19 protein-coding genes, 1 pseudogene and 1 riboswitch are annotated in these 24813 nt (G+C 72.3%); of the genes and pseudogenes, 9 read left to right on the forward strand and 11 right to left on the reverse strand.

Features of this window, described 5'->3' with window-relative positions:
• Positions 1-3: 3 nt before the first annotated feature.
• A complete protein-coding gene (locus AB0J80_RS01190; protein WP_364698993.1) occupies positions 4-273 on the reverse strand; it encodes a hypothetical protein in 270 nt (89 codons plus the stop codon).
• Positions 274-351: 78 nt separating this feature from the next.
• Between AB0J80_RS01190 and AB0J80_RS01195 the strand changes: the two genes are divergently transcribed.
• Positions 352-2562: an AAA family ATPase gene (locus AB0J80_RS01195; protein WP_364698995.1), complete on the forward strand. Its 2211-nt coding sequence runs from the start codon at positions 352-354 to the stop codon at positions 2560-2562.
• On the opposite strand, the pseudogene AB0J80_RS01200 reads toward AB0J80_RS01195, so the two are convergent.
• From AB0J80_RS01200 to AB0J80_RS01210, 3 genes and pseudogenes are all read right to left on the reverse strand, one after another.
• Positions 2559-2783, reverse strand: a pseudogene (locus AB0J80_RS01200) (DUF3263 domain-containing protein); the annotation flags it as partial. The gene AB0J80_RS01195 and the pseudogene AB0J80_RS01200 overlap by 4 nt on opposite strands.
• A 191-nt stretch (positions 2784-2974) precedes the next feature.
• Positions 2975-3958 (reverse strand): ABC transporter permease subunit, encoded by a 984-nt coding sequence (locus AB0J80_RS01205; protein WP_364698997.1) that lies wholly within the window; start codon positions 3956-3958, stop codon positions 2975-2977.
• The gene (locus tag AB0J80_RS01210; protein ID WP_364698999.1) at positions 3955-4950 is read right to left on the reverse strand and encodes an ATP-binding cassette domain-containing protein; all 996 of its coding nucleotides are present in this window, start codon (positions 4948-4950) and stop codon (positions 3955-3957) included. Before AB0J80_RS01210 ends, AB0J80_RS01205 begins: the two co-directional genes overlap by 4 nt.
• A 135-nt stretch (positions 4951-5085) precedes the next feature.
• Positions 5086-5217: riboswitch (SAM riboswitch) on the forward strand.
• Between the two features lie 10 nt (positions 5218-5227).
• On the opposite strand from AB0J80_RS01210, the gene thrC reads away from it, so the two are divergent.
• Positions 5228-6508 (forward strand): threonine synthase, encoded by a 1281-nt coding sequence (gene thrC, locus AB0J80_RS01215; protein WP_364699001.1) that lies wholly within the window; start codon positions 5228-5230, stop codon positions 6506-6508.
• 243 nt (positions 6509-6751) lie between these two features.
• Here the strand turns inward: thrC and AB0J80_RS01220 are convergent, their stop codons facing one another.
• From AB0J80_RS01220 to AB0J80_RS01230, 3 genes are all read right to left on the reverse strand, one after another.
• Complete coding sequence (locus AB0J80_RS01220; protein ID WP_364699003.1) at positions 6752-7255, reverse strand: hypothetical protein; 504 nt, start codon at positions 7253-7255, stop codon at positions 6752-6754.
• Positions 7252-7776, reverse strand: a complete 525-nt coding sequence (locus AB0J80_RS01225) for a GNAT family N-acetyltransferase (RefSeq protein ID WP_364699005.1) — start codon at positions 7774-7776, stop codon at positions 7252-7254. Before AB0J80_RS01225 ends, AB0J80_RS01220 begins: the two co-directional genes overlap by 4 nt.
• A gap of 62 nt (positions 7777-7838) precedes the next feature.
• Positions 7839-11453, reverse strand: a complete 3615-nt coding sequence (locus tag AB0J80_RS01230) for a CDP-glycerol glycerophosphotransferase family protein (RefSeq protein ID WP_364699007.1) — start codon at positions 11451-11453, stop codon at positions 7839-7841.
• A gap of 426 nt (positions 11454-11879) precedes the next feature.
• Between AB0J80_RS01230 and groL the strand changes: the two genes are divergently transcribed.
• Positions 11880-13502, forward strand: a complete 1623-nt coding sequence (gene groL, locus AB0J80_RS01235; protein WP_364699009.1) for a chaperonin GroEL — start codon at positions 11880-11882, stop codon at positions 13500-13502.
• A gap of 55 nt (positions 13503-13557) precedes the next feature.
• Here groL and AB0J80_RS01240 read toward each other — a convergent pair whose 3' ends face one another.
• Entirely contained in the window at positions 13558-14778 is a 1221-nt protein-coding gene (locus AB0J80_RS01240) for an MFS transporter (RefSeq protein WP_364699011.1), read from the reverse strand.
• 55 nt (positions 14779-14833) lie between these two features.
• Between AB0J80_RS01240 and AB0J80_RS01245 the strand changes: the two genes are divergently transcribed.
• The 3 genes from AB0J80_RS01245 to AB0J80_RS01255 all read left to right on the forward strand — a co-directional run bounded on the left by AB0J80_RS01245 (position 14834) and on the right by AB0J80_RS01255 (position 17784).
• Positions 14834-15670, forward strand: coding sequence for a winged helix-turn-helix transcriptional regulator (locus AB0J80_RS01245; protein ID WP_364699013.1), 837 nt, complete (start codon positions 14834-14836; stop codon positions 15668-15670).
• A 63-nt stretch (positions 15671-15733) separates the two neighbouring features.
• A complete protein-coding gene (locus AB0J80_RS01250) occupies positions 15734-17515 on the forward strand; it encodes a glycerol-3-phosphate dehydrogenase/oxidase (RefSeq protein ID WP_364700130.1) in 1782 nt (593 codons plus the stop codon).
• Positions 17512-17784, forward strand: coding sequence for a DUF4031 domain-containing protein (locus tag AB0J80_RS01255; protein WP_364699015.1), 273 nt, complete (start codon positions 17512-17514; stop codon positions 17782-17784). Before AB0J80_RS01250 ends, AB0J80_RS01255 begins: the two co-directional genes overlap by 4 nt.
• Here AB0J80_RS01255 and AB0J80_RS01260 read toward each other — a convergent pair.
• Positions 17765-18415 carry a metal-dependent phosphohydrolase gene (locus AB0J80_RS01260; protein WP_364699017.1) on the reverse strand — a complete coding sequence of 217 codons (651 nt, stop codon included), beginning with the start codon at positions 18413-18415 and terminating at the stop codon, positions 17765-17767. The genes AB0J80_RS01255 and AB0J80_RS01260 overlap by 20 nt on opposite strands.
• Positions 18416-18439: 24 nt before the next feature.
• On the opposite strand from AB0J80_RS01260, the gene AB0J80_RS01265 reads away from it, so the two are divergent.
• Positions 18440-19612 carry an FUSC family protein gene (locus AB0J80_RS01265; protein WP_364699019.1) on the forward strand — a complete coding sequence of 391 codons (1173 nt, stop codon included), beginning with the start codon at positions 18440-18442 and terminating at the stop codon, positions 19610-19612.
• Between the two features lie 454 nt (positions 19613-20066).
• Positions 20067-21644 (forward strand): PrsW family intramembrane metalloprotease, encoded by a 1578-nt coding sequence (locus AB0J80_RS01270; RefSeq protein ID WP_364699021.1) that lies wholly within the window; start codon positions 20067-20069, stop codon positions 21642-21644.
• Here AB0J80_RS01270 and AB0J80_RS01275 read toward each other — a convergent pair.
• Entirely contained in the window at positions 21641-21937 is a 297-nt protein-coding gene (locus AB0J80_RS01275; RefSeq protein ID WP_189200617.1) for a co-chaperone GroES, read from the reverse strand. The two genes, AB0J80_RS01270 and AB0J80_RS01275, sit on opposite strands and share 4 nt — an antisense overlap.
• A 131-nt stretch (positions 21938-22068) precedes the next feature.
• On the opposite strand from AB0J80_RS01275, the gene AB0J80_RS01280 reads away from it, so the two are divergent.
• Positions 22069-23331, forward strand: a complete 1263-nt coding sequence (locus AB0J80_RS01280) for an AI-2E family transporter (protein ID WP_364699023.1) — start codon at positions 22069-22071, stop codon at positions 23329-23331.
• A gap of 341 nt (positions 23332-23672) precedes the next feature.
• On the opposite strand, the gene AB0J80_RS01285 is transcribed toward AB0J80_RS01280, so the two are convergent.
• Positions 23673-24788, reverse strand: a complete 1116-nt coding sequence (locus AB0J80_RS01285) for an alpha/beta fold hydrolase (protein ID WP_364699025.1) — start codon at positions 24786-24788, stop codon at positions 23673-23675.
• Between the last annotated feature and the right edge of the window lie 25 nt (positions 24789-24813).

Below are 24813 nucleotides of genomic sequence, written 5' to 3' on the forward strand. Positions count from 1 at the left end.
GGGTCAGCCCCTGCCGGCCGGACCCTGGACGGCGCCGCCGCCCTTCTTCGGTGGCTTCTTCGACGCCGTACCCTCGGTCGGCTTGCCGCCTGGAGCGGCCGGCGACTCCCCGGGAGCGGCCGACGACGTGCCGGGGACCGCTGAGGGCGATGCGCCGGCGGAGACTCCGGGCGTCACGGAGGCCGGACCCTTGTCGTCGGCGTCGTCGCTGCAGGCAGCGACGCCGAGCAGCGTGAGCGCGGCAACGGCCATGGCGGCGCGGCGGTGCCTCATTGTGGTGTGCCTCCCCGGGGCGACTGACGGCGATAGCGTGTCAACCTAGTCCCCTCGTCCAAACGGAAAGGCGCCACGGTGCCAGACGATCTCACGCTGACCGTGACCCAGCGGCCGGCGGCCCTCGACGCACGCCGCGGCATCGTGCGGCTGCACCCCGAGGTCATGGCGGCCCTGGCCGTCAACCCGGGCGACCCGCTGCGGCTCACCGGGCGGCGCACCACCGCCGGCATCGCCGCCCGGGCCGAGCCGGGCGCCAGCCGCGCGCTGCTCTACGCCGACGACCTGACCATCGGCAACCTGGGCCTGCGCGACGGCGGTCAGGTGACCGTGACGCCGGTGCCGGTGGCCGGGGCGCGCCGGGTGACGCTGACCGGCCCGGCCGAGATCGTCGCTGTGGTCTCGCCGGAGATGCTGCGCCTGGCCCTGCTCGGCAAGGTGGTCAGCGCCGGCGACGACGTGTCGCTGCTGCCGCAGGACGTGCTTCCCGAGGCCGGGCACAAACCGCTGGTGGAGGCCGCCCGGCGCAGTCTGGCCAACCGGGTGGGCTACGCCTGGACCAGCACGCTGCTGCAGGTCGTCGAGGTCGAGGAGAGCGACGCCGCGCTGGTCACGATGGACACCGTGGTCGGCTGGCAGGACGGTCAGGTCTCATCCGTACGCCCGGCAGCGGAGTCCGCGCCGGCCCGCGTGGAGCCCGCGTCCACCGACCCGGACACGCCGCCACCCAGCGTGGACGACCTGCCCGGGCTGCGTGCCCAGGCGCAGGAGCTCACCGAGCTGCTCGACCTCGGCTTCCACCACCGGGAGGTGCTGGGGCGGCTGGGCACCACCGTGTCGCTCGGCGTGCTGGTGTCCGGCCCGGCCGGCTCCGGGAAGTCGGCCCTGGTCCGCGCGGTCGCCGCGAGCGTCGGGGCGACCGTGCTGCCGGTCTGGGCGCCCGAGCTGGCGGCGCTGACCAACGACGCCGCCGCGACCCGGCTGCGGGCCGTGGCCAAGGACGTACGCGCCGGCGGTCCGGCCGTGCTGCTGGTCGCCGACGTCGAGGCCCTCGCGCCGCGCGACGAGCCGGGCCCGCTCGCCACGGTGTTCCGGCAGGTGGTGGCCGATCTGGTGAAGTCCGGTGCGGCGGTGGTCTGCACGACGAGCCGCCCGGAGTCCGTCGACCCGTCGCTGCGCTCGCCGGATCTGCTCGCGGTGCAGCTCGCGGTGCCGCTGCCGGACGCGGCCATGCGTCGTGACCAGCTGCGCGTGCTCACTCGCGGGATGCCGCTCGCCGAGGACGTGCGGCTGGACGACGTCGCCGGGCGTACCCCGGGGTTCGTCGCCGCCGACCTGGGTGCGCTGGCCCGCGAGGCCGGGGTCCGGGCCGCTCTGCGGCAGAAGGACGCGGTGTCGCCGACCGTCACCATGGCCGACTTCGAGGCGGCCCTCGACGTGGTCCGCCCGACCTCGATGGCCGAGTCGACGCTGGAGGTCGCCCAGGTCACCCTCGACGACGTGGGGGACATGGCGGAGGTCAAGCAGGTGCTCACCGAGTCGGTGCTGTGGCCGCTGACCTATCCCGACACCTTCGCGCGCCTGGGCGTGCAACCCCCGCGCGGCGTCCTGCTCTACGGGCCGCCGGGATGCGGCAAGACCTATCTGGTCAAGGCCATCGCGGGTACGGGCAAAGCGAACGTCCTGTCGGTCAAGGGCGCCGAGCTGCTCAGCAAATGGGTCGGCGACAGTGAACGGGCCGTGCGGGAGCTGTTCCGCCGCGCCCGCGAGGCCGCCCCCACCCTGGTGTTCCTGGACGAGGTCGATGCCCTGGCCCCGACCCGCGGGCAGGCCACCGACGGCGGGACGACCGACCGGGTCGTGGCCGCGCTGCTGACCGAGCTGGACGGCGTCGAGGCCCTGCGCAACGTCGTGGTGATCGGCGCGACGAACCGGCCGGACCTGATCGACCCGGCGCTGCTGCGGCCGGGCCGGCTCGAGCGCCTGGTCTTCGTGCCGCCACCCGACGCCGACGCCCGTGCCGCGATCCTGCGCGCCTCGTCGAAGTCGGTGCCGCTGGACGAGGCGGTCGACCTGGACGCGCTCGGCGCGGAGCTCGAGGGCTTCTCGGCGGCCGACTGCGCCGCGCTGATCCGGGAGGCGGCGCTGGCGGCGATGCGGGAGTCCCTCGACGCGACGACCGTGACGGCCGGGCACGTGGCGACCGCCCGCAAGCGGATCCGGGCGTCGCTCGACCCGGTGCAGGTGGCGTGGCTGGAGGCGTACGCCTCCACCCACGCACCGGGCTAGCGGCGGCGGGTGCGGGCCCGGGTGGAACGCAGGCGGCGAAGCCGGCCGACCAGGACAGGGTCGTGTGCCAGCGCGGCCGGGTTGTCCAGCAAGCCGTTGAGGATCTGGTAGTAGCGGGTCGAGGAGAGTCCGAAGGTGTCCCGGATCGCCTGCTCCTTGGAGCCGGCGTGCTTCCACCACTTCTGCTCGAAGGCGAGGATCTGCTGCTCGCGGTCGGTCAGGGCGGGCTGCTCGGGAGTGCCGGAACCGGCTTCGGCCGGTTCGGCGTCGCGGGGGGCCGGTATCTGCTGCTCGTTGAGGGCGGCATCGGGATGCATGATTACCTCGGGGTGGTGGAAGGGCCCGCGCGGCGAGGGCCGACACCATAGTGGCAGCCGGCGATCCCCGCCGCGCGCCTTCCACCGAAGTTACCTCAGGTGATGTCCCGGTTACGCATTGTCCACATCGCTACACCCACCACGAGGACCACCACGGCGGCGAAGACCCCGCCGGCCATCGGCCAGGTGATGGTCAGCGTGTCGGGGACGCAGCCGTCCGGCGAGACGTTGCAGGCGTTGTAGTCCTCCAGCTTGACCTCCTTGTTCATCCAGGCCATCCCCCAGATCGGGATCAGGTAGGCCTCGAGGAACTTCACCTGGGCCAGCTGCAGCACCGTGCCGAGCCCGAACTGGAACAGCACGATGACACCGATCGCGACGCCCATCGCCACCGCCGTGTGCCGGCCCAGCGAGGCCAGGCCGAAGCCGACCGCCCCCGCGATGAGCACGAGCACCAGCCCTCGCAGCTCCATGAGCAGGATGGACTGCCACGCGCCGGAGGTCATGTTCCCCATCGAACCGCGCAGGTTGGCGATCATCGCGAAGATGCCGGTCCAGACCGCGGAGAGCACCACCGTCACGCCGGCCAGCACCACCAGCAGGGCGCCGAGCTTCGTCGAGAGCACCTTGAGCCGCTGCGGCCGCCACAGCAGCAGGTTCATCATCCCGCCGCTGTTCCACTCCGCGCCCACGTAGGAGGCCCCGATGACGAAGGCGGCCATCGCGAGAATCGCTGCCAGCGCCGTCTCCATCTCCCCGAACTGCTTCCGGAAGTCGAAGGTGGCCGGCATGTACCAGTCGGCCTGGAAGTCCTCCCGGGTCGGCGTCCACATGTTCGTACAGTCCGCACCCGGCTGCGCCTGGCAGGCCTTGCGCTCCGCGTCCGCCTGCACCACCGCCTGCTGGTACTCCTGGTCGGCCCGGGCCTGGGCGGCCGCCACCACGTCCGGGGTGTTCTTGTGGTGGCTGAGGAACATGCCGACCGCGATCGCGGCGAGCACGACGGCCACGCCGAGGACGAAGAAACGGGTGAAACGGCGCTTCGTGAGCCGCCGGGTCTCCGCCGTGTACAGGCTCACTGTCCCCACCCACCCTGCGCCGGGCCCGCCTGGGCCATGACCGTCTGGTCGACCTGCCGGTGCTCGCCCTCGACCGGCGCGGTGCCGGTGAGCTCGAGGAACACGCTCTCGAGGTCGACCGCGACGGGCGCCAGCTCGGAGACGTAGATCCCGCGCTGGGCGAGGACCCGGGTGATCGCGCTGGGCTGGTTGGCGTTGCTCACCATCAGGTGGTCGGTCTCCAGGGCGACGTGGGCGCCGGCCTCGCGCAGAGCGCTCGCCGCGGTGGGGAGCTCGGCGATCGTCTCCACGCGTACCCGCACCGAGGAGCCGGCGTGCTGGGCCAGGACGTCGGCCACGCTGCCGGCCGCCACCCGGCGCCCGGCCGCGATGATCGTCACCGAGTCGCAGATCAGCTGGATCTCGCCGAGGATGTGGCTGGAGAGCACCACGGTCATGCCCGACTCGGCCAGGTTGCGCATCAGCGTGCGCATCTCCCGGATGCCGCCCGGGTCCAGGCCGTTGGCGGGCTCGTCCAGGATCAGCAGCTTGGGGTTCTTGAGCAGCGCGGACGCCACCGCCAACCGCTGCTTCATGCCCAGCGAGTACGTCTTGACGCGGTCCCCCGCCCGGTCCCGGAGCCCGACGAGCTCCAGCACCTCGGTCACCCGGGTCCGCTCGACGCCGCCCGCGTCGGCCAGCAGCGACAGCGTGTCCTGTGCGGTGAAGTTGCCGAAGAACTGCGGGCTCTCGACGATCGCGCCCACCGAGCCGGCCACCTCGGGCAGTGCCTCGGGCACCTCCCGGCCCAGGATCGCCATGCGGCCGGCATTGGGACGGATCAGACCCAGCAGGGTACGCAGCGTAGTCGTCTTCCCGGAGCCGTTGGGGCCGAGGAAGCCGTGCACCTGGCCTGCCTCGACCACCATGTCGAAGCCGTCGAGTGCCCTGCGTACCCCCTTCCGGCTGCGATAGGTCTTCTGCAGACCCTGGATTTCAAGGACGGCGCTCACGCCGCACCTCCCGGCGTAGTGAACATGACGAGCGTCACCCTATGCACCCGGCGCCACCTCGCGTGACCCATACCTCGGGACAGCGCTCTTGGCATCGGCGCGTCACCACGTAAGGTGTTGGTAACACAACTGAATACCTCATCCAGAGGGGCTGAGGGATACGGCCCGAAGACGCCCCGGCAACCACCGCGCTCGACTCGATGACGAGGCCAGCGCGCGGCAGGTGCTAATTCCGTCCCGGTGATCCCGCGCCGGGGAAGATGAGAAGGAGCCTCGTATGACGTCGACGGTCGACGCCCCCACCCAGTCCACCAGCCCCGCCCGAGCCCTCGTGTGTCGCGGCTGCGGCACGGAGTTCCCCCTCGCCGCGCAGCACGCGTGTTACGAGTGTTTCGGCCCGCTGGAAGTCGCGTACGACACCGCCGCCCTCGCCACGGTCACCCGCGAACAGATCGAGTCCGGCCCGCAGAACATCTGGCGCTACGCCGCCCTGCTGCCCGCCGGCCAGGACCCGGCCACCCGCGTGACCCTCGACCCGGGCCTCACCCCGCTGGTCGCCGCGCCCGCCCTGGCCGCCGAGATCGGCCTCAACGCGCCGCTCTGGGTCAAGGACGACTCCGCCAACCCGACCCACTCCTTCAAGGACCGGGTCGTCTCGGTCGCCCTGACCGCCGCCCGCGAGCTCGGCTTCACCCGCTTCGCCTGCGCCTCCACCGGCAACCTGGCCAACTCCGTGGCCGCACACGCCGCCCGCGCCGGAGCGCCCAGCATCGTCTTCATCCCCAGCGACCTCGAGGCCGGCAAGATCATCACCTCCGCGGTGTACGGCGGCGGCCTGGTCGCCATCGAGGGCTCCTACGACGACGTGAACCGGCTCTGCGGCGAGCTCGTGGAGACCGACGAGTTCGAGGACACCGCGTTCGTCAACGTCAACGTGCGCCCGTTCTACGCGGAAGGCTCCAAGACCCTCGGCTACGAGGTGGCCGAACAGCTCGGCTGGCGCATCCCGGCCCAGGTCGTCATCCCGATGGCCTCGGGCGAGCTGCTCACCAAGGTCGACAAGGCGTTCACCGAGCTGGTGGAGATCGGCCTGGTCGAGGCCCCCGAGGAGGGCTGGACCGTCTTCGGCGCCCAGTCGGCCGGGTGCAACCCCATCGCCGTGGCCCTGCACAACGGCACCGACCAGATCATCCCCGTCAAGCCGACCGGCATCGCCAAGTCCCTGAACATCGGCGACCCTGCCGCGGGCGCGTACGCGATCGAGGCGGTCCAGCGCACCGGCGGCTGGATGGACTACGCCGACGACGACGAGATCCGCGAGGGCATCCGCCTGCTCGCCAAGACCACCGGCATCTTCGCCGAGACGGCCGGCGGCACGACTGTCGCCGTCCTGAAGAAGCTCGTGGAGAGCGGCAAGCTCGACCCGGCCAAGGAGACGGTCGTGTTCAACACGGGCGAGGGCCTCAAGACGATCGACGCGGTCGCCGGCCTGGTCGGCCCCACCCACCGCATCAAGCCGTCCCTGCGCGGCGCACGCGAGGCGGGCCTGCTGGGATAACTCTTCGTAGTCGACTTCCTGCCCAACGTCGAGAATTCCTTCCCCGGAGGACTTGCGCCGGGATCTCGCGATCGGCAGGATGCTCTACGCGGGAGGACGCGACGCCGTACGTGGCCCCACCTTCGAGCTTGGCGACAATCTCTCCGGGGCCCAACGACCCAGTGCCGGAGGCGCTGTGCGCGCGTCCTCTCGACCAACTTCCGGGCCTGGCCCGGGCCGGTCCGCCGGTCCGCGCCAGGCCCGTCACTTTCCCCTGCGGAGCTTGCTCGCCCACGGGCGCAGCGGCGCGACGTCGTAGCCACCCTTGTCGAGGCCGGCGTGCCGCTCGAAGACGTTGCGGCTGCCGTAGCTGCCGGTCAGCAGCCAGGAGTAGCCACAGGCCGCCCAGTAGGCCGGCCAGAACAGCGGTCCCAGGATCGCGTACTGGCCCGCGTGCCGGCTCTCGTGGGCCAGCAGGGCGGCGCGGTGCTCGTGCAGCAGCCATTCGGCGCTGCGGCGGGTGAGGATGACCGACCCGACGGTGAAGCAGGTCGCCGGTGGCACCTTCCGGCGGTATCCCTCGGCGACGAGGATGCCGTGGCGGCCGCGCCGCACCTTCGCGCCGGTGAGGACGGCGACCGCCAGGCCGGCCAGCGTGGTCCCGTTCACCGCCGTCAGCACGGACCGCGCCAGCGGCCACCGCCGCAACGGTGGCCTCGCAGGCGGCGTGCCGCCCGACGGCTGCCCGGTGTCGGAGGGCGTGGTCATGCCCGGCGGCGCATCTGGAGCTCCTGCAGAGCCGGGATGACCGGGTGCGGGACCCTTACCCCGGTGTCCTCGAAGCCCAGCCGCTCGTAGGCCCGGACCGCCCGGTCGTTGCCGACCACGACCTCCAGCATCAGCTCGCGCCGGCCCCGCGACAGCGACCACTGCGCGACGGCGTCCACCAGCGACGCCAGCACGCCCCGCCCCCGGTGCGCGGGCGTGATGTAGACGGCGAAGACCACGGTCGCGGCGGGCTCCTCGGGCAGCACGGTGCCCCCCGCATGGCCGATGAGCCGCCCGGCCGCGCCCGGGTCGGCCACGAACTGGGCGAGCTGGCCGCCCGCCGACGCCTGCACGATCCGGCGCCGGAAGTCCGCGTGCGGGCGCGCCGCCGCCTGGGCCAGCGTCTCCAGGAACGCCAGGGGGCTGTCGGCCAGCATCTCCAGCCGAAGGGCGCGCATCCTCGCCGCGTCCTCCGGGGTCACCCGGTGCACGGCGGAAGTGGGCGCCAGCGTGCTGGTCATGGTGTTTGCCTACCCGCTGGGCGCGGGGCAGGCAACCCGGATGCCGCTTTTGCGACCCTCCGTCAGGCTGGGGAGCCGAGCTCCAGCATCCGGTCCACGACGCGCTTCGTCGCGTTGCCGTCGTCCAGGTCGCAGAAACGGGCCTGGAAGGCTCGGCGCTGGTCCGCGTACAGGTCCGGGTCCACCGCGAGCTCCGCCAGGGACTTGATCACGTCCTCCGACGTCATCAGCAGCGGTCCCGGCGCCTCTTTCTCGAAGTCGAGGTAGAAGCCGCGGAGCCGGTCGCGGTAGTGCTCCAGGTCGTACGTGTACAGCAGGATCGGCCGGCCGGTGGCGGCGAAGTCGACCATCGTCGACGAGTAGTCCGTGACGAGCACGTCGGCGACCGCGAGCAGGTCCGCCATGTCCGGGTAGGTCGACACGTCCAGGACGAAGCCCGAGCCGTCGTCCGGGATGGGGTCGATGACGTTCGGGTGGCGGCGCACCAGCAGGACGTGGTCGTCGCCGAGCATGCGGCGGGCGGCGGCGAGGTCGAGCTGCATCGACATCTTGTAGCGGCCCTGGCCGTAGAACTCGTCGTCGCGCCACGTGGGGGCGTACAGGACGACCCGCTTGCCGGCCGGGAGGCCGAGGTGGCGACGGATGGCCGCGGTAGCGCAGCTGTCGGTGTTGAAGAGGAGGTCGTTGCGGGGGTAGCCGGACTCGAGCATCTCCCCGCCGTAGCGGAAGGCCCGCTGCAGGACGGGCGTGCTGAAGCGGTTGGGGGACACCAGGAACGACCAGTTGGGCGTCTCCTTCTCGACCCGCTGCAGGTAGTTGCGGTCGGCGTGCCGGATGTCGGTCACGTCGAAGCCGATGCGCTTGAGCGGGGTGCCGTGCCAGGTCTGGACCACGACCTGGCCCGGGCGGCGCTCGAACCAGTCGGGCAGATGCGAGTTGGTGACGATGTAGCGGCAGGTCGCGAGCGCGTCGTACCACTCGGTGCCGCCGAGGCGGGCCGGCGTCAGCGTCTCCGGCGGGGAGGCCTGGCCCTCGCGGACGGTCAGGTACTGCGCCTCGAGCGGCAGGCCCCGGCGGAGCAGCTCCTCGTGCATGGCGCGGGGGCTGTCCGAATACTGGCGGCCGCCGAAGCTCTCGAAGATCACGGCCTCGCGCAGCGGGGTGCGGCGCAGCGTCGCCGTGCGCTTCCTGCGCAGCCGGGTCCGGGCGTACGCGCCGCGCTCGTCGACCTGCAGCACGGGTCCCGCCCGCAACGTGAGGAAGTCGTCCCCGGCCGCCTCCAGCGCGAACTCGCGGTGCTGGTCAGGGGACTGCGCCGGGCACCCGGCGCGCACGTCGTCGGTCACGACGAGGTCGGTCATCGAGACGGCGCCGCCCGCGCGGTGGCTGACCAGGAGATCCCAGAGACCCGGGCGCAGCTCGACGTGGCCGCCCCACGACTCGATCCTGCCGGGGTGGAGCCGCGCCGTCCACCGGCCGCCGTCGGTGGTCACCGTGAACGCCCGCTCCTCGGCGGCGCCCTGCAGGCGCAGCTTGATCTGCGGTGCGCCGCCGGCCGGGTCGAAGTCGCCGGTGAGCACGAGCGAGCCGTCCGGACGCCATTGCGCCGACCCGGCCACCGGGCCGTGGGCGCGGGAGCACAGCCACAGCAGGCCGGCCGCCGTACGCCGGACGAACACCTGCCGGTCGAACATGCCGGACCGGGCGGTGGGCAGGTCGTCGCTGAGCAGGTGCACCGACTGCCGGTCACCGCTGGAGAACGCCACCTCGATGCGCCACCGGTCCATGGCACCGCCCGGTGGCGGCATGACGGCCGGCCCGGCGTACGCGAACAGCGGCTGCAGCGGCACCACCGCGCGGAACGCCGTGGCGCCCTCCCGGGTCTCGCCGAACGTGACCGCCGCGGAGGCCTCGGCGACGCCGGGAACCCGGCACAGGCGCAGCCGGCCGGCGCCGGGCTTCGGACCGCGGACAAGACCGTCGATGACGAGCTTGTCGTCCTCGAACGCGATGGCCGTGCTCTCGGCGGTGACCTTGTCGACGCGGAAGAGGATGTACGCGCCCTCGGCGACCGGGGTGAGCTGCGTGGTGGCGTCGAGACGCTGCGGTTCGAGCCGCAGCCGGCCGGGGTTCGGGCCCACCTTGAGCCGGCCCTTGCGCAGCTTGGTGCCGTGGATGATGCCGACCGCGACCTGCCAGCGGCCCTCGTTCCAGCCGCCACCGGACTGCAGGGCGGCGGGGTCGACCGTGACCTCGAAGCCGGACCAGTCGTAGGACTTGTCGCCGTGGCTGGACGTCGCGGTCGCCTCCGGTTCGCGGCGCGGGATGGCGGGCAGGGTGATGGTGCGGCCCGTCTCGCGCTCGCGCAGCCGGATGATGCGGACGGAGGTCCAGCGGGAGCTGGCGGCGGTGCCGTCGATGTACGCGTACCCGCGGATCACGAGCTTGCCGTCGCGCCGGCCGAGCTCGGTGATCTGGCTGCGGACCGCGGGCTTGCCCATGGCATAGAGCTCGCGCGGGACGCCCACCGCCGGGTCGTCGAGGAACGGCAGCTCGGCGTACCGCTTGTTGCCTTCGTGCCGGACGCGGATCGGCATGCCGGGCCGGCTGGCGAGGAGCACCTCGACGGCTTCGCGGAGCTTGTTCCCGCGCACGAGGTGCCAGGCGACCGCGTACTTGGGCGGCAGGCTCTCGATCGTGCCGGGGCGGACCCGGGCGAGGAAGAGGTTCACCTCGCGCAGGAACGACGCCTGGAACTCGGGGTCGGCGTCCGGCAGCGCCTTCAGCACGAGGGCGAAGTCGTCGACCAGCACGTTGGCGTCGTACGCCCGCTTGACCTCGCCCCCGTGGTGCTCGCCCAGGAAGCGGCTGACCCGGTCGACCGCGTGCAGCCGGTCGGCCGTGGTCTTCCAGTCGGTCTTGCGCTGCGTGATGGACTTCTCGCCGTTCTCCCGCTTGCGCCAGTAGTAGACCGGGACGTCGACCACGTCGACCGCGGTGGCCATCGCGTGGGCGGTCAGGGCGACCGGGACGTCTTCGAAGACGACGCCCTCGGGGAAGGCGAGGGCGTGGTCGTCCCAGAACCGGCGGCGGTAGATCTTGTTCCACACCGTGCGGTCCTTGAGCAGGGTGAGCCGCTTACTGACGTGGGTACGCAGCGCGGTCTCGGTGAAGGTCGGCGCGTGCAGGCGCGAGGCGGCGAGGCCTTTGGAGGTCAGGGCGCGCACTGCGCCGCAGGCGAAGTCGGAACCCGTCTGCTCCAGGGTGGTCATCATCGTCTCGTACGCGTACGGCGGGACGACGTCGTCCCCGTCGGCGAACGTCAGGAACGTGCCCCGGGCGATCGCGATGCCGGCGTTGCGGGCCTGGCCGGGGCCCCCTTCGCGCTGGTGGATGACCCGGAAGCGGAGGTCTCTGCGGGCCCACTCGTCGGCGATCGCCGCGGTGGCGTCGACGGATCCGTCGTCGACGACGATGACGTCGAGGGCGCTGTACGTCTGCCGGGCGAGTGACTCGAGACACTCACCGAGGTACGCCTCGACGTTGTGAGCCGGCACCACGACGCTGAGCAGAGGCCTGGAGCCGGTGACCCTCGGTGATCGCTGAGCCGGGACGTGCCGGCTGCCCGGCTCCAACAGGCGGGTACGCCCTTGCGCGCCGATCACACGGTCGTCCACTGATTCGCTCCTCGGTCCGGTAATCACCATCGCCGGGAGGTAGTACGTGCGCCGCGGCCGATCGGACGAGCGTCGGACGGACTAATCACGATCACGTGCTGACGATTCACGTAGCGTGATCAGTGAACGGGAGCGCGGTCCCTCGGGGCGCGGGGTTGTCCTTGCACTCGACCCACCAGAGTGCTAAACAAGTCATTGGCACTCGCGAGGTGTGAGTGCCAGACAGCTTGAACAGGTCGGGCACGGTGGGGTCGCGGCCACGGCGCCGCCATCGGTGCCGGGGCACGGGACCGGTCGTCGCGGGCCATCCGGCTCGACCTGAGGACGTCACATCGCCAGGTGGTGACGTCCGCCAGTGTTCCGCACCGTGCGGAGGGCGGGGCCGAGGAGGCCCGGCACCGCGAATGTCCAGGAGGACACAGCCGTATGGCCAAGATCATCGCATTCGACGAGGAAGCTCGTCGCGGCCTCGAGCGGGGCATGAACCAGCTCGCCGACGCCGTCAAGGTGACGCTCGGCCCCAAGGGCCGCAACGTCGTGCTCGAGAAGAAGTGGGGCGCGCCCACCATCACCAACGATGGTGTGTCGATCGCCAAGGAGATCGAGCTCGAGGACTCCTACGAGAAGATCGGCGCCGAGCTGGTCAAGGAGGTCGCCAAGAAGACCGACGACGTCGCCGGCGACGGCACGACGACGGCGACCGTCCTCGCCCAGGCGCTGGTCCGCGAGGGTCTGCGTAACGTCGCGGCGGGTGCGAACCCGATGGCCCTGAAGCGGGGCATCGAGGCCGCCGTCGCGAGCGTCTCCGAGGGCCTCTCGCAGATCGCCAAGGACGTCGAGACCAAGGAGCAGATCGCCTCCACCGCCTCCATCTCGGCCGGTGACTCCACCGTCGGCGAGATCATCGCCGAGGCCATGGACAAGGTCGGCAAGGAAGGCGTCATCACCGTCGAGGAGAGCAACACCTTCGGCCTCGAGCTCGAGCTCACCGAGGGCATGCGCTTCGACAAGGGCTACATCTCGGCGTACTTCATGACCGACGCCGAGCGGATGGAGGCCGTCTTCGACGACCCGTACATCCTCATCGCCAACAGCAAGATCTCCGCGGTCAAGGACCTGCTGCCCGTCCTCGAGAAGGTCATGCAGGGCGGCAAGCCGCTGGTCATCATCGCCGAGGACGTCGAGGGCGAGGCCCTGGCGACCCTGGTCGTCAACAAGGTCCGTGGCACCTTCAAGTCCGTCGCCGTCAAGGCCCCGGGCTTCGGTGACCGCCGCAAGGCCATGCTGGACGACATCGCCATCCTCACCGGCGGCACGGTCATCAGCGAGGAGGTCGGCCTCAAGCTCGACGCCGCCGACCTGAGCCTGCTGGGCCAGGCCCGCAAGGTCGTCATCACCAAGGACGAGACGACGATCGTCGACGGTGCCGGCAACGCCGAGCAGATCCAGGGCCGGGTCAACCAGATCCGCGCCGAGATCGAGAAGTCGGACTCCGACTACGACCGCGAGAAGCTGCAGGAGCGCCTGGCCAAGCTGGCCGGCGGCGTGGCGGTCATCAAGGTCGGCGCGGCCACCGAGGTCGAGCTGAAGGAGCGCAAGCACCGCATCGAGGACGCCGTCCGCAACGCGAAGGCGGCCGTCGAGGAGGGCATCGTGCCCGGCGGTGGCGTGGCGCTCGTGCAGGCCGGCAAGACCGCGTTCGACAAGCTCGACCTGCAGGGCGACGAGGCCACCGGTGCCAACATCGTCAAGGTCGCGCTCGACGCCCCGCTGCGTCAGATCGCCGTGAACGCCGGCCTCGAGGGCGGCGTCGTGGTGGAGAAGGTGCGCAACCTGGAGTCGGGCCACGGCCTGAACGCCGCCAACGGCGAGTACGTCGACCTGCTGGCCGCGGGCATCATCGACCCGGCCAAGGTCACCCGCTCGGCGCTGCAGAACGCCGCGTCGATCGCCGCGCTGTTCCTCACGACCGAGGCGGTCGTGGCGGACAAGCCCGAGAAGAACCCGGCCCCGGCCGGTGCCCCGGGCGGCGGAGACATGGACTTCTGAGTCCAGCCGAACAGCAGAACGGGCCGTCCCTCCGGGGGCGGCCCGTTCCGTTTCGTCAGACCCGTACAGGTACGGGTACCTCGCTCAGGTCGCGCAGGCCGCGTACCGGCGAGAGCAGCCAGGCCAGCGGCACGCAGACGGTCACCGCGCCGAGCACCACCAGGGTCGTGCGCGCCCCGAACGGCCCTGCCAGCGTGCCCGCCACCAGTCCGCCGACCGGGATGGCACCCCAGGAGACGAACCGGACCGTGGCCATGACCCGGCTCAGCAGCTCCGGCGGGCTGGCGGTCTGCCGGTACGTCCGGGTGGTCACACTCAGCACCACCACGCCCGCCGCGAAGGCCAGATTGCCGAGCACGAAGGTCGCGTACGCGGTGTGCCCGGCACCCCACGGCACCACGAGCGCGCCGGCCACCGCGACGAAGCCGCTGATGACCAGGCCCCGGGCGGTGCCGACCGCGTCCGTGAAGCGGGTGGTCAGGGCGGCCCCGAGCAGCGTGCCGACGCCGTCCGCGGCGAGCAGGACGCCTACCAGGCCCGGCGCGGCGTCCAGGTCGCGGACGAGGTAGAGCGGATACAGGGCGAGCTGGGCGCCGCAGACGAAGTTGGCCGCGGTGGCCGCCCACATGCCCGGACCCATCGCGGGGTGGCGGACCACGTACCTGAAGCCCTCGCGCATCATCTCGCCCATCGGCGGCCACCGGTCGGGCCTGGCGGTCCGGCGCGCCGGCAGCGTCCGTAGCAGGACCGCCGAGGCCAGGTAGCTCGCCGCGTCCACGAGCAGGGTCGGCACGGATCCGAGGAGCTGCACGATCACGCCGCCGACGGACGGGCCGCCCAGGTCGGTGGCGGCGTGCGTACCCGAGGTCAGGCTGTTGCGGGACTGGAGCTGGTCGCGGTCCACGATCTCCGGCAGGAAGGTCGCGTTCGCCACGTCGAACAGCACGTTGGCGAAGCTGATGACGAGCGCCGTGGCCACGAGGTGCGCGACGGTCAGCTGCCCGGCCCACCAGGCGAGCGGGACCGACGCCACCGCCGCCGCCCGGGCGAGGTCCGCGCCGACCTGCGTGCCGCGCAACGGCAGGCGCTGGACGATCACCCCGGCCGGCAGCCCGATCACGATCCAGGCGGCGTAGCGGGCGGCCGCGATCAGGCCCATCTCGAACGGGGTTGCGTCGAGGACCGCGAGCGCCGTCAACGGCAGCGCCACGCTGCCGATCGCGGTGCCGGCCCCGCTGGTCGTGCCGGCCGCCCACCACCGCCAGAAGACGCTCACGGTCCCCGCCCCCGTTCGAGTCAGTTCCAATCTGGAACGGACTATAGTGAACGGCGTGCGACGTGTCGAACTCGTGGATGCCGACTGCGGCATCGCGCAGGCGCTCGGCGTGCTCGCCGACTGGTGGACGTTCCTGCTCGTGCGGGACATCGCCGGGGGAGTGACCCGCTTCGACGCACTGCAGCGGGAGCTCGGCATGAGCCGCCGTGCCCTCACCGAGCGGCTCGGCAGCCTGGTCGAGCACGGCGTGCTGCGACGGGAGGCGTACTCGCAGCGCCCGCCCCGCTACGACTACCTGCTGACCCCGAAGGGCGAAGGCCTGCTGCCGGTGCTCATCGCGCTGCAGGACTGGGGCGCCCGGCACGTGATGGGTGACGGCTCGCTGACCGCCACCTCGGCCCCCTCGTCCGCCGAGGCACGCCGGGTCAACGGCCTGGTCGGACGCCGGATCCCGGGCCTCGAGGTCGCCGGGCCCACCGTCCTGTTCTTCTTCCCCGGTGCCTTCGCGCCCGGATCGCAGGGGTACCCGCCCGGGTGGGGCGACATCCCGGGCGCTGTCGGCTGCACGCTGGAATGCACCACCTACGCGTCCCGCACGGCCGACTTCGCGGCCCACGGGGTGCAGATCCGCGGGGTGAGCACCCAGCGACCCGACCAGCTGGCGGCCTTCGCCGAGCACGCGGGACTGCCGTACCCGCTCATCTCCGACCAGGACGAGCGGCTGGCGGCGAGCCTGCGGCTGCCCACCTTCCGCGCAGGTGGCGCTGACCGCTTCAAGCGGCTGACCCTGTTCGTCGACGCCACTACGACGATTCGGGCCGTTCAGTTCCCGGTGACCGACCCCGCGGGGTCCGTCACCGAGATGCTGCGCCTCGTCAAGGGCCTGGTCTGAGAAACATCCTTCTCCTCCAGGGGCCGTCGACGGCGCTACGGTGGGATTGTGCGCTCTCCCTCCGTGTCCCGGTATTCGGCCGGGCGGCTCTCACCGGTCCGCCGCGTCGCCGACCTCAAGCGGCTGCGCGACGAGCAGTTCGACGTGCTCGTCATCGGCGGCGGGGTCACCGGCGCCGGCGCGGCCCTCGACGCCGCCTCCCGCGGCCTCAGCGTCGCCCTCGTGGAGGCTCGCGACCTGGCCGCCGGCACGTCCAGCCGATCCAGCAAGCTCATCCACGGCGGCCTGCGCTACCTGGAGCAGCTCGAGCTGCACCTGGTGCACGAGGCCCTGACCGAGCGCGGCCTGCTGACCAGCCGCCTCGCGCCGCACCTGGTGCGCCCGGTGCCGATCCTCGTGCCGCTGGAGTCCGCGTCGCCCCCGGCCCGGGTGTGGCACCGCCTGTACTACGGCCTCGGCGTCGCCGCGTACGACGTGTTCGCCGGGGTGTTCGGTCAGGGACGGGGCATGCCGCTGCACCGGCACCTGAGCCGCGACGGCACCCGGCACCTGTTCCCCAGCCTGCGCGCCGACAAGATCACCGGCGCGATCCGCTACTACGACGGACAGGTCGACGACGCCCGGCTCGTGGTCAACCTGGCCCGCACCGCCGCCAGCCTCGGCGCCGCCGTGGTGACCAGCGCCCGGGTCACCGGCTTCGTCCGGGAGGCCCGCCAGGTCGTCGGCGTCAAGGTACGCGACCTCGAGGCCCCGGACTCGCCCGAGTTCGAGGTGCGCGCCCGCACGGTCGTCGCCGCCACCGGCGTGTGGAGCGACGACATGTCCCAGATGCTCAGCGACGTCGGCGTCCGCCCCGGGTTCAAGGTCCGCGCCTCCAAGGGCGTCCACCTCGTCGTGCCGCGCTCGGCGATCACCGGCGACGCCGGCCTGATCCTGCGTACCCCCACGTCGGTGCTCTTCGTCATCCCGTGGGGCGGGCACTGGATCATCGGCACCACCGACACCGACTGGCGCCTCGACCGCTCGCACCCGGCCGCCTCCGCGCGCGACATCAGCTACCTGCTCGACCAGGTCAACACGGTGCTGGAACGCCCGCTCACCACCGACGACATCGAAGGCGTGTACGCAGGCCTGCGCCCCCTGCTCTCCGGCGAGGCCGAGGCCACCTCGAAGCTGTCCCGCGAGCACGCCGTGATCGAGCCGATGCTCGGGCTCCTGCTCGTCGCCGGCGGCAAGTACACGACGTACCGGGTCATGGCTGCCGACGTGATCGACCGGGCCGTCCGGCGCCTCGGCGTCGACCGGCCCTCGCGCACCGACCAGCTGCCCCTGCTGGGCGCGGACGGGTTCGCGGCGGCCTGGCGCGACCGGCAGGACACCGCCCGGCGGCACGGTGTCACGGCCGGCGTGATCGAGCACCTGCTCGAGCGCTACGGCACCCTCTCGGTGCACCTGCTCGCCATGATCGCCGCCGAGCCGGAGCTGGCCACGCCGCTCGCCGGAGCCCCCGAGTACCTGGCCGCCGAGATCGCGTACGCGGCCACCGCCGAAGGCGCCCTGCACCTCGACGACGTGCTCACCCGGCGTACCCGTATCTCGATCGAGACCGCGCACCGGGGCGTGGAGACCGCGCGGCACGCAGCCGCCGTCATGGGTGACGCGCTCGGCTGGGACGACGCCGTGCGGGCCCGCGAGGTCGAGCACTACCTGGCGCGGGTCGAGGCCGAGCGGCAGTCGCAGAAGATGCCCGACGACCTGACCGCGGACGCGGCCCGGCTCGGCGTCGCGGACGTGCGAGGGTACGCCGCCGACCGCGGGACGGACCTGCTCCACGTCGACCTTTGATCCTCGTCGACGAACCCCGCTGGCCGGCCCGGGGGCGGCTCTGGTCCCACCTGGTCAGCGACGTCTCGTACGCCGAGCTGCACGCGTTCGCGGAGATGCTCGGCGTGCCCAGGCGCGGGTTCGACCGCGACCACTACGACATCCCGGAGTCCCGCTTCCCGATGGCGATTTGGCTCGGCGCCACGCTGGTGCGGTCCCGGGACCTGTCGGCGCGGCTGCGGGCGGCCGGACTGCGCCGCCCCAAGCACCTCACCCGGCGAGCGTCCTGAGCTCCCGCTCCAGGTTCGCTCGGGCGCGGGCCTCCCACGCCTCGTGCAGCGGCGCGTGGCGGTAGATCGCCGGCAGCTCCAGCAACGACACCAGGACCTGGGCCCGGGCGGCCCGGAACGTGTCGTCCGGGACGTGGGCGTACTCGCGGCGGATCGCCTCGGCGTATGCGGTGTAGCGCTCCGGCTCGGCGGCCAGGATCGCGAGATCGGCGTCGCAGAGCAGCTCGCCGTCCGGGTCGGTCTCCTCGGTGGCGTGCCCCGCCGTCAGCCCCACCAGCCGAGCCACCTCGCCGGCGACTTCCGGCGAGGCGCCCAGCGTGGTGAGCAGCCCCTCCGCGAACGCGGCGCTGTCCCGCTCGTTGGCGTCGCCCAGCGCCCGCGGGTCGTAGATCGCGTCGTGCATCCACGCGGCCAGGCGTACCCGGTCGGCGTGCGGCGCCAGGGCGGCGTGCTCGTCCACCACGTCGAGCACCGCGGTCAGATGGCTCACGTCGTGATACTGCCGCTGCGGCTCCGACCAGCGCTGAAGCAGATAGCTGCCGGCCGCCCGCAGGTCCGGGTCCTCCGCGGTGGCGCCGGCGCCCCGGGCCGCCGCGACCCAACGGTCGAGAAGAGATGTCACGGCCGCCATCCTGGCATCCTCTAGGGTCGGAGCATGTCCGAGGCCGGGTCGCAGCGCGGGCTCGCCGCCGTCCTGGCCGAGCTGCGCGGCCGGTCACGCTCCGGGATCCGCGCCGGCTGGTCCCGGGTACGCGGCGGAGCCGGGCTCGCGATGCAGGCGGGAGCCGGCGCCGGGATCGCCTGGTACATCGCCCACGACCTGATCGGGCGCCCCAGCCCGTTCTTCGCACCCATCGCGGCCGTGATCACGCTCGCCTCGTCGGTAGGGCAGCGGGCCCGGCGCACGATAGAGCTCGTCGTCGGCGTGGCCATCGGCATCGGCGTCGGCGACGCGATCATCCTGCTGATCGGCACCGGCCCCTGGCAGATCGGGCTGGTCGTGCTGCTCGCGATCCTGGTCGCGGCGGCGGTCGGCGGCGGTACGCCGCTCGTGGTCCAGTCCGCGTCCTCGGCGGTGCTGGTCGCCACGCTGACCTCGGCCACCGGGCTGCCGTACAGCCGCTTCTTCGACGCCCTCGTCGGCGGCGCGGTCGGGCTGGCGGTGATGACCCTCCTGCTCCCGCTCAACCCGCTGACCGTGGTCCGCCGGGCCGCCGACCCCGCGCTCGAGGCGATGGCCGAGGGCCTCCACGCTGTCGCGGAAGGCATGACGAAGCCCGACATCGAGGCGGTGCAGGAGGCCCTGGCCCGCCTGCGCGCCACCGAGGGCAACTTCGCCGCCTTCGCCCAGGCGGCCGCGGCGGCCAGCGAGAACGTCGCCTTCGCCCCGGCCCGGTGGCGCTCCCGCGGCACGCTGAGCCAGTACGTCGAGGGCGCGCCCCACCTCACGTACGCGTTGCGCAACGTCCGCGTTCTGACCCGGCGGGTGATCACCGCGATAGGCGACGACGAGAGCATCCCGTCCTGCCTGCCGGCCTCCGTCGCGCTCCTCGGCGACGCCGTCGACCTGCTGCGGCACGAATGGGCCCGCGGCATCGAGCCGGAGGCGACCCGGGAGAGGGCGCTGCGGGCGGCGGCGGAATCCGGGAAGGCCTACGACGTAGGGGTCGGGTTCTCCGGCGGGGTGGTGGTCGCCCAGGTGCGCACCACGGTCACGGACCTGCTGCGGGCGACCGGCATCGAGTACGCCGAGGCGCCACGGCTGGTGCGGCGGGCGGTCGGATGGCACGGGCGGGGCCGAGCCGCCCGCCGGGGCGCGCGGCCTTGACCGGCCTTCCCGCCGTGACCCCTGTCCTGATCACTTCCGCGCCCGCGCGGACGCCCCGACGCGCCGAGGTGGCTACGCTGGCGGCATGGCCGACGAAGCTCCGGGCGGATCGCCCGCCCCGGCACCGCACCCGGCATCCGGGCCGCCCGCCCCCGCCGACCCGGCGCCGGCCGCCCATTCCGGGCCGGCCCCCTTCCCGGCCTGGGCCGCCGACCCGACCTCCGCTGCCGACTCCTCGGCTGTCCCGCCTGCCCCGGCTCCCTTCGCGGCCCCGGCTCCCATCCCTGCCCCGCATGCCGAGCCTGGTCCGGCCGCTTTCCCTGCCCCTGATGCCCAGCCTGGCCCGGCCGCCTTCTCTGGCACTGATGCCCAGCCTGCCCCGGCGGCCTTCCCTGCCTCGGCTCCGTTCCCTGCCGCGGTTCCCTTTCCTGCGCCGGCATCCTCTGCGCCGGCGATGCCGAACGACCCGGCGTACCAGCCGCCGGACCCCGCGAAGCTGCCCCCGATGCCGGGACGCCGGGCCGGTTGGCGGCGCTGGCTGCCCCTCGCCGGCATCATCGGCTTCATCGCGGCGTGTGCGATCGCCATGCTGGTCATCCTCGGCTTCAGCAACGGTCCGGTCGGCCTCGTCGTGGGCCTCACCGCCGCCATCCTGCCGGTCCCCGTACTGGTCAGCTGTTTCCTCTGGCTCGACCGCTACGAGCCCGAGCCGATCCGCTACCTGGTGTTCTGCTTCGCCTGGGGTTCCGCCGTCGCCACCCTCGCGGCCATCGGCGTGAACAGCCTCGCCGCCTGGGGCTTCGACAAGCTCGGCCTGCCGGACGCCCTCGTGGCCGTGCTCGTAGCGCCGTTCATCGAGGAGTCGATGAAGGCCCTCGGCCCGATCCTGCTCTTCTGGCGCCGCCGCCGGGAATGGTCCGGCATCACCGACGGCATCGTCTACTGTGGCCTCTCCGCGCTCGGCTTCGCCATGGTGGAGAACGTGCTCTACCTCGGCGGTCACGGCTACGCGGCGGGCGCCGACCAGTACGGCCCGGCCACCGGCATCCAGAACCTCTTCCTCATCTTCATCGTCCGCATCCTGTTCACCGGCTTCGCCCACCCGCTGTTCACGGCGATGACCGGCATCGGCCTCGGCATCGCGGCGCGCTCGGCGGACCGCCGGGTGCGCTGGCTCGCCCCGATCGCCGGCCTGCTGCTCGCGATGATCCTGCACGGCACCTTCAACCTGCTGCCCACCCTCTCGGTGGCCACCGGCGAAACCCTGATCATGCTGTACGGCTACCTCGGCTTCATGGTCCCCTTCTTCTTCGTGGCCCTGGGTTTCGCGATCGCTCTGCGCGGCTACGAGGGGCGGCTCAGCGAGCGCACCCTGCCGTACTACGTCCGAGCCGGCTGGCTCTCCCCGCCCGAGGTGGCGACGCTGGGCAGCCTGGGCCGGCGCCACTCCGCCCGGCGGTGGGCGAAGCGCGTCGCGGGCGAGGCGGGCCTGCGGGCGATGCGCGGCTTCCAGCTCGCGTCGACCCAGCTGGCCCTCCTGCGCGACGGGTTGCAGCGCGGCCTGGACCGCGGGCCCGAGGAGCTGCACCGGGCGCAGGAAGAGGAGCGGAAGCTGCTCACGGACATCGCGGGCTACCGCTCGGTCTTCGTGGGCCGCGATCCCCAGATGCCCCAGGCGTTCTGGGACGGCACGAACTATCAGATCGCCTTCCCGGACGGGGTGACTCGCACGGTGCCGCCGCCGGACGAGCCGGTGGTCCCGGTCCCGGTCCGCATGGCACCCCAGGTTCCCGCGTACGCCGGTTACGGCCGGCCGACGCCCTACGGCCCGCCGCCGGGATACGCGCCGTCCCCGACCTACGGCCCGCCCCCGGCTTACGGCCCGCCGCCGGGCTATGGGCAGCAGCCTCCGACTTACGGGCAGCCTCCGGGCTACGGGCCTCCTCCGGGCAACGGGCAGCCCCCGACTTACGGGCCTCCTCCGGGCTACGGCTCCCAGCCGCCGTCCTACGGCCCGCCGCCGGGGTACTAGAGGTAGAGCCCGGTCCCGTCCGACTCGACCCGGCTCGCCGCGACCGCGTGCACGTCCCGCTCCCGCAGCAGCACGTACTCCTTGCCGTGCAGCTCCACCTCGGCCCGGTCCTCCGGGTCGAACAGGACCCGGTCGCCCACCACGATGGAACGGACGTTGGGCCCCACGCCGACCGCCTTGGCCCACGAGAGGCGGCGGCCCATCGACGCAGTGGCGGGGATCACGATGCCGGCGCTCGACCGGCGTTCCCCTTCGCCGCCGTCCAGCCGCACGAGAACACGGTCGTGCAGCATGCGGATGGGCAGGCCGGCCTCGGTCTGGGTGTCGGTGCTCACGCTAGGACGGTACGCCGGAGCCTCACGTGCACGTGTGCCGGTCTCGACTACGGTGGAGATCGCGTGTCGACGGCGAGGGGGTTGGGCGGTTGAGCCGCTTGGAACGGGTCCGGGCCAATCTGCGCCGGGCGTACGAGTCGGGCCGCGAATCCGTGCGCATGGCCCGCGCCGAGACCCAGCGTCCTCAGGACGATGCCGAAGTCGAGTACGAGCTTCCCGAGCCGGTTCCGTCGTTCGAGCACCACTCGATCGCCAGCCGGGACGACGCCGAAGTGCCCCACTCGCTGCGCATCGCGGCCGCCTGGTCGTGGCGGCTGATCGTCGTGGGGGTCGTCGGCTGGGTGCTGGTGCGCTTCATCGGCACCATCAGCATCGTGGTGATCCCGCTGGCGATCGCTCTGCTGCTGTCCGCACTGCTCGCCCCGGCGGTGGGATGGCTGCTGAAGCTGCGCCTGCCGCCCTCGCTGGCCACCTTCCTCGTGCTGATCTGCGGCATCGGCGCGGTCGCCGGGACGCTGACCCTGGTGGTCACCCAGTTCATCGACGGCCTGCCGCAGCTGACCGTCAAGGCCAGCGCGGGCATCCGCCAGATTCAGGACTGGGCCCGGACCGGCCCGCTGCACCTCAAACAGGACCAGCTCGACCAGGCCATCGACTCCGCGCAGAGCTGGATCAACCTGAACACCTCCCAGCTCACCGAGACCGGCTTCGCGACCGCCACCACCCTGGCAGAGGTGCTGACCGGCGCCCTCCTCGTGCTCTTCGCGACCTTCTTCTTCCTCCGCGACGGCCGCAAGATCTGGCGATTCCTGGTACGCCTGTTCCCGGTCAACGCCCGCTGGAGCCTGTCCGACGCGGGCGACGCCTCATGGGCGACGCTCGGCTCGTACGTGCGCGCCACGGTCCTGGTGGCCTTCATCGACGCGACCGGCATCGGCCTCGCCCTGGTGATCCTGGACGTCCCGTTCGCCTTCCCATTGGCGGCCCTGGTGTTCCTCGGCGCCTTCATCCCCATCGTCGGCGCCACCGTCTCCGGCGTGGTGGCGGTCCTGGTCGCCCTCGTCGACCAGGGCTGGATCGTCGCCCTGATCGTCCTCGGCGCGGTGATCCTCGTCCAGCAGGTCGAGGGGCACATCCTCCAGCCCTTGATCATGGGCCGGGCGGTCGCCATCCATCCCCTCGTAGTGATCATCGGCATCGCCTCCGGCGTCGTACTGGCAGGCATCATGGGAGCGCTGGTGGCGGTGCCGCTGATCGCGGTGCTGAACACGGGCATCCGCCGCCTGGCCCGCCGCCGCCCAGAGGTCCCGCCGGACGCGGTGGTGGTCACGGCCAGCGAGTTGCACCCGTAGCGAAGCTGACGGCGAGCGGTTGCCGGGGCGGTTCGGCCGAGGCGGCCCTCACCCGTGGCTGAACTCGGTTGCTGACCTGATAGTGGAGTGGGTCCCGAGCGGGCAGTCGCGGAAGTCCGGTCGGGCAACCGTGGTGGCCGTGGCGGGCAGATTTCTGGCGCCGTGGCGGGCAGTCGTGGGGCCAGTCGGTGGCACGCGGCCCCTCCGATAGCTGAAGCTTTTCGACGCAGCGACTGGGCGAGCGGGCCGCCCCGCTCTGAGCTCCGCGCCGGCCTCCGGGACCTCGCGAGGAGCTGTCTTTCTGCAGCATGGCCGGGTTCCGTCGGCGTGCCGCTGCCTGGTCATGCCCGGTGGGTGTGAGTGATCAAGAGGGCGCGCAGCCGCTGCAGGGGCGGCATGAGGCCGAACACGGTGATCGGCACGGCCAGCGTGACCAGGATGAGGGTGCGCAGGGCCATCGGCGCGTCGGCGAGCGGGTTGCGCAGCAGCAACTGCAGCGCGATCAGGGTGGGGAAGACGGCGGCCCAGATCATCAGGGACATCTGGGACTTGGAGGCCGGTGCGACGCGGGGCGCCGGCTGTGAGGCCGGGGTGCTCGCGGTCGCCGTCGGGCTCGGGGTCTGAGCCGACTCGGTGGGGCTGTCGCTGTCGCTGGGTCGCTGCGTGCCGTGGTCGATGAAGTTCCAGACGGCTTCGAGGGTGCGGCCGGGGGTTTCGATCTGGGGCAGGTGGCCGGTGTCGGTAAGGGGCTGGTAGCGGGCGGTGGGGATGGCGGCGGCGTAGGCGCGGCCGTAGTCGGGGGTGGCGATGCGGTCGGCTTGTCCCCAGAGCACCAGCGTGGGGATGGTGATGCGGCCGAGCCGGTCGGTCAGGGTCGGGTCGGTCATGCTCTGCCCGCCGTAGACGGCGATGGCTTGCCGGTTGCCGCCCATGAGGGCCTTCTGGCGGTCGGTGAGGGTGGCGGGGTCGAGCCGGAAGCGGTCGGGGTCGTAGTAGGAGCGGTCGGTGAGCTCGTCGAAGGACAGGGCGAAGAAGTCGGCGACCGGGTGGTCGGGGACGTCGATGCCGACGCCGTTGATGATGATGGCTTTCGTGACGCGGGGGTGGTGGAGGGCGGCGATCTCGGCGGTGATCCAGCCGCCGATGGAGTTGCCGATGACGGTGACATCGTGCAGGTCGAGCTGCTCGAGCAGGGCCACATAGAGCGCGGCGAGGTCGCGGACGCCGGTGACGTCGTCAGGCCGGGGCGTGGTGTTGAAGCCGGGGTGGGTCGGGACCAGGACGCGGGCGTCGTGGTGGTCGGCGAGCAGGGTGGCGAAGGGCTGCACGGACATGGGCCCGGCGCCGCCGTGGAGCAGCAGGACGGGTCGACCGGTGCCGGTCTCGTCGACGACGAGGTGGACCGGGGTGGCGTCGGGGCGGTGGATGGTGTGGGTGGTGGTGCGCGTCGGTGTCATGCCGGCAAGGCTATATCAGGATGCT

The sequence above is a fragment of the Actinoplanes sp. NPDC049548 genome (assembly GCF_040676695.1).
GTDB lineage: Bacteria > Actinomycetota > Actinomycetes > Mycobacteriales > Micromonosporaceae > Actinoplanes.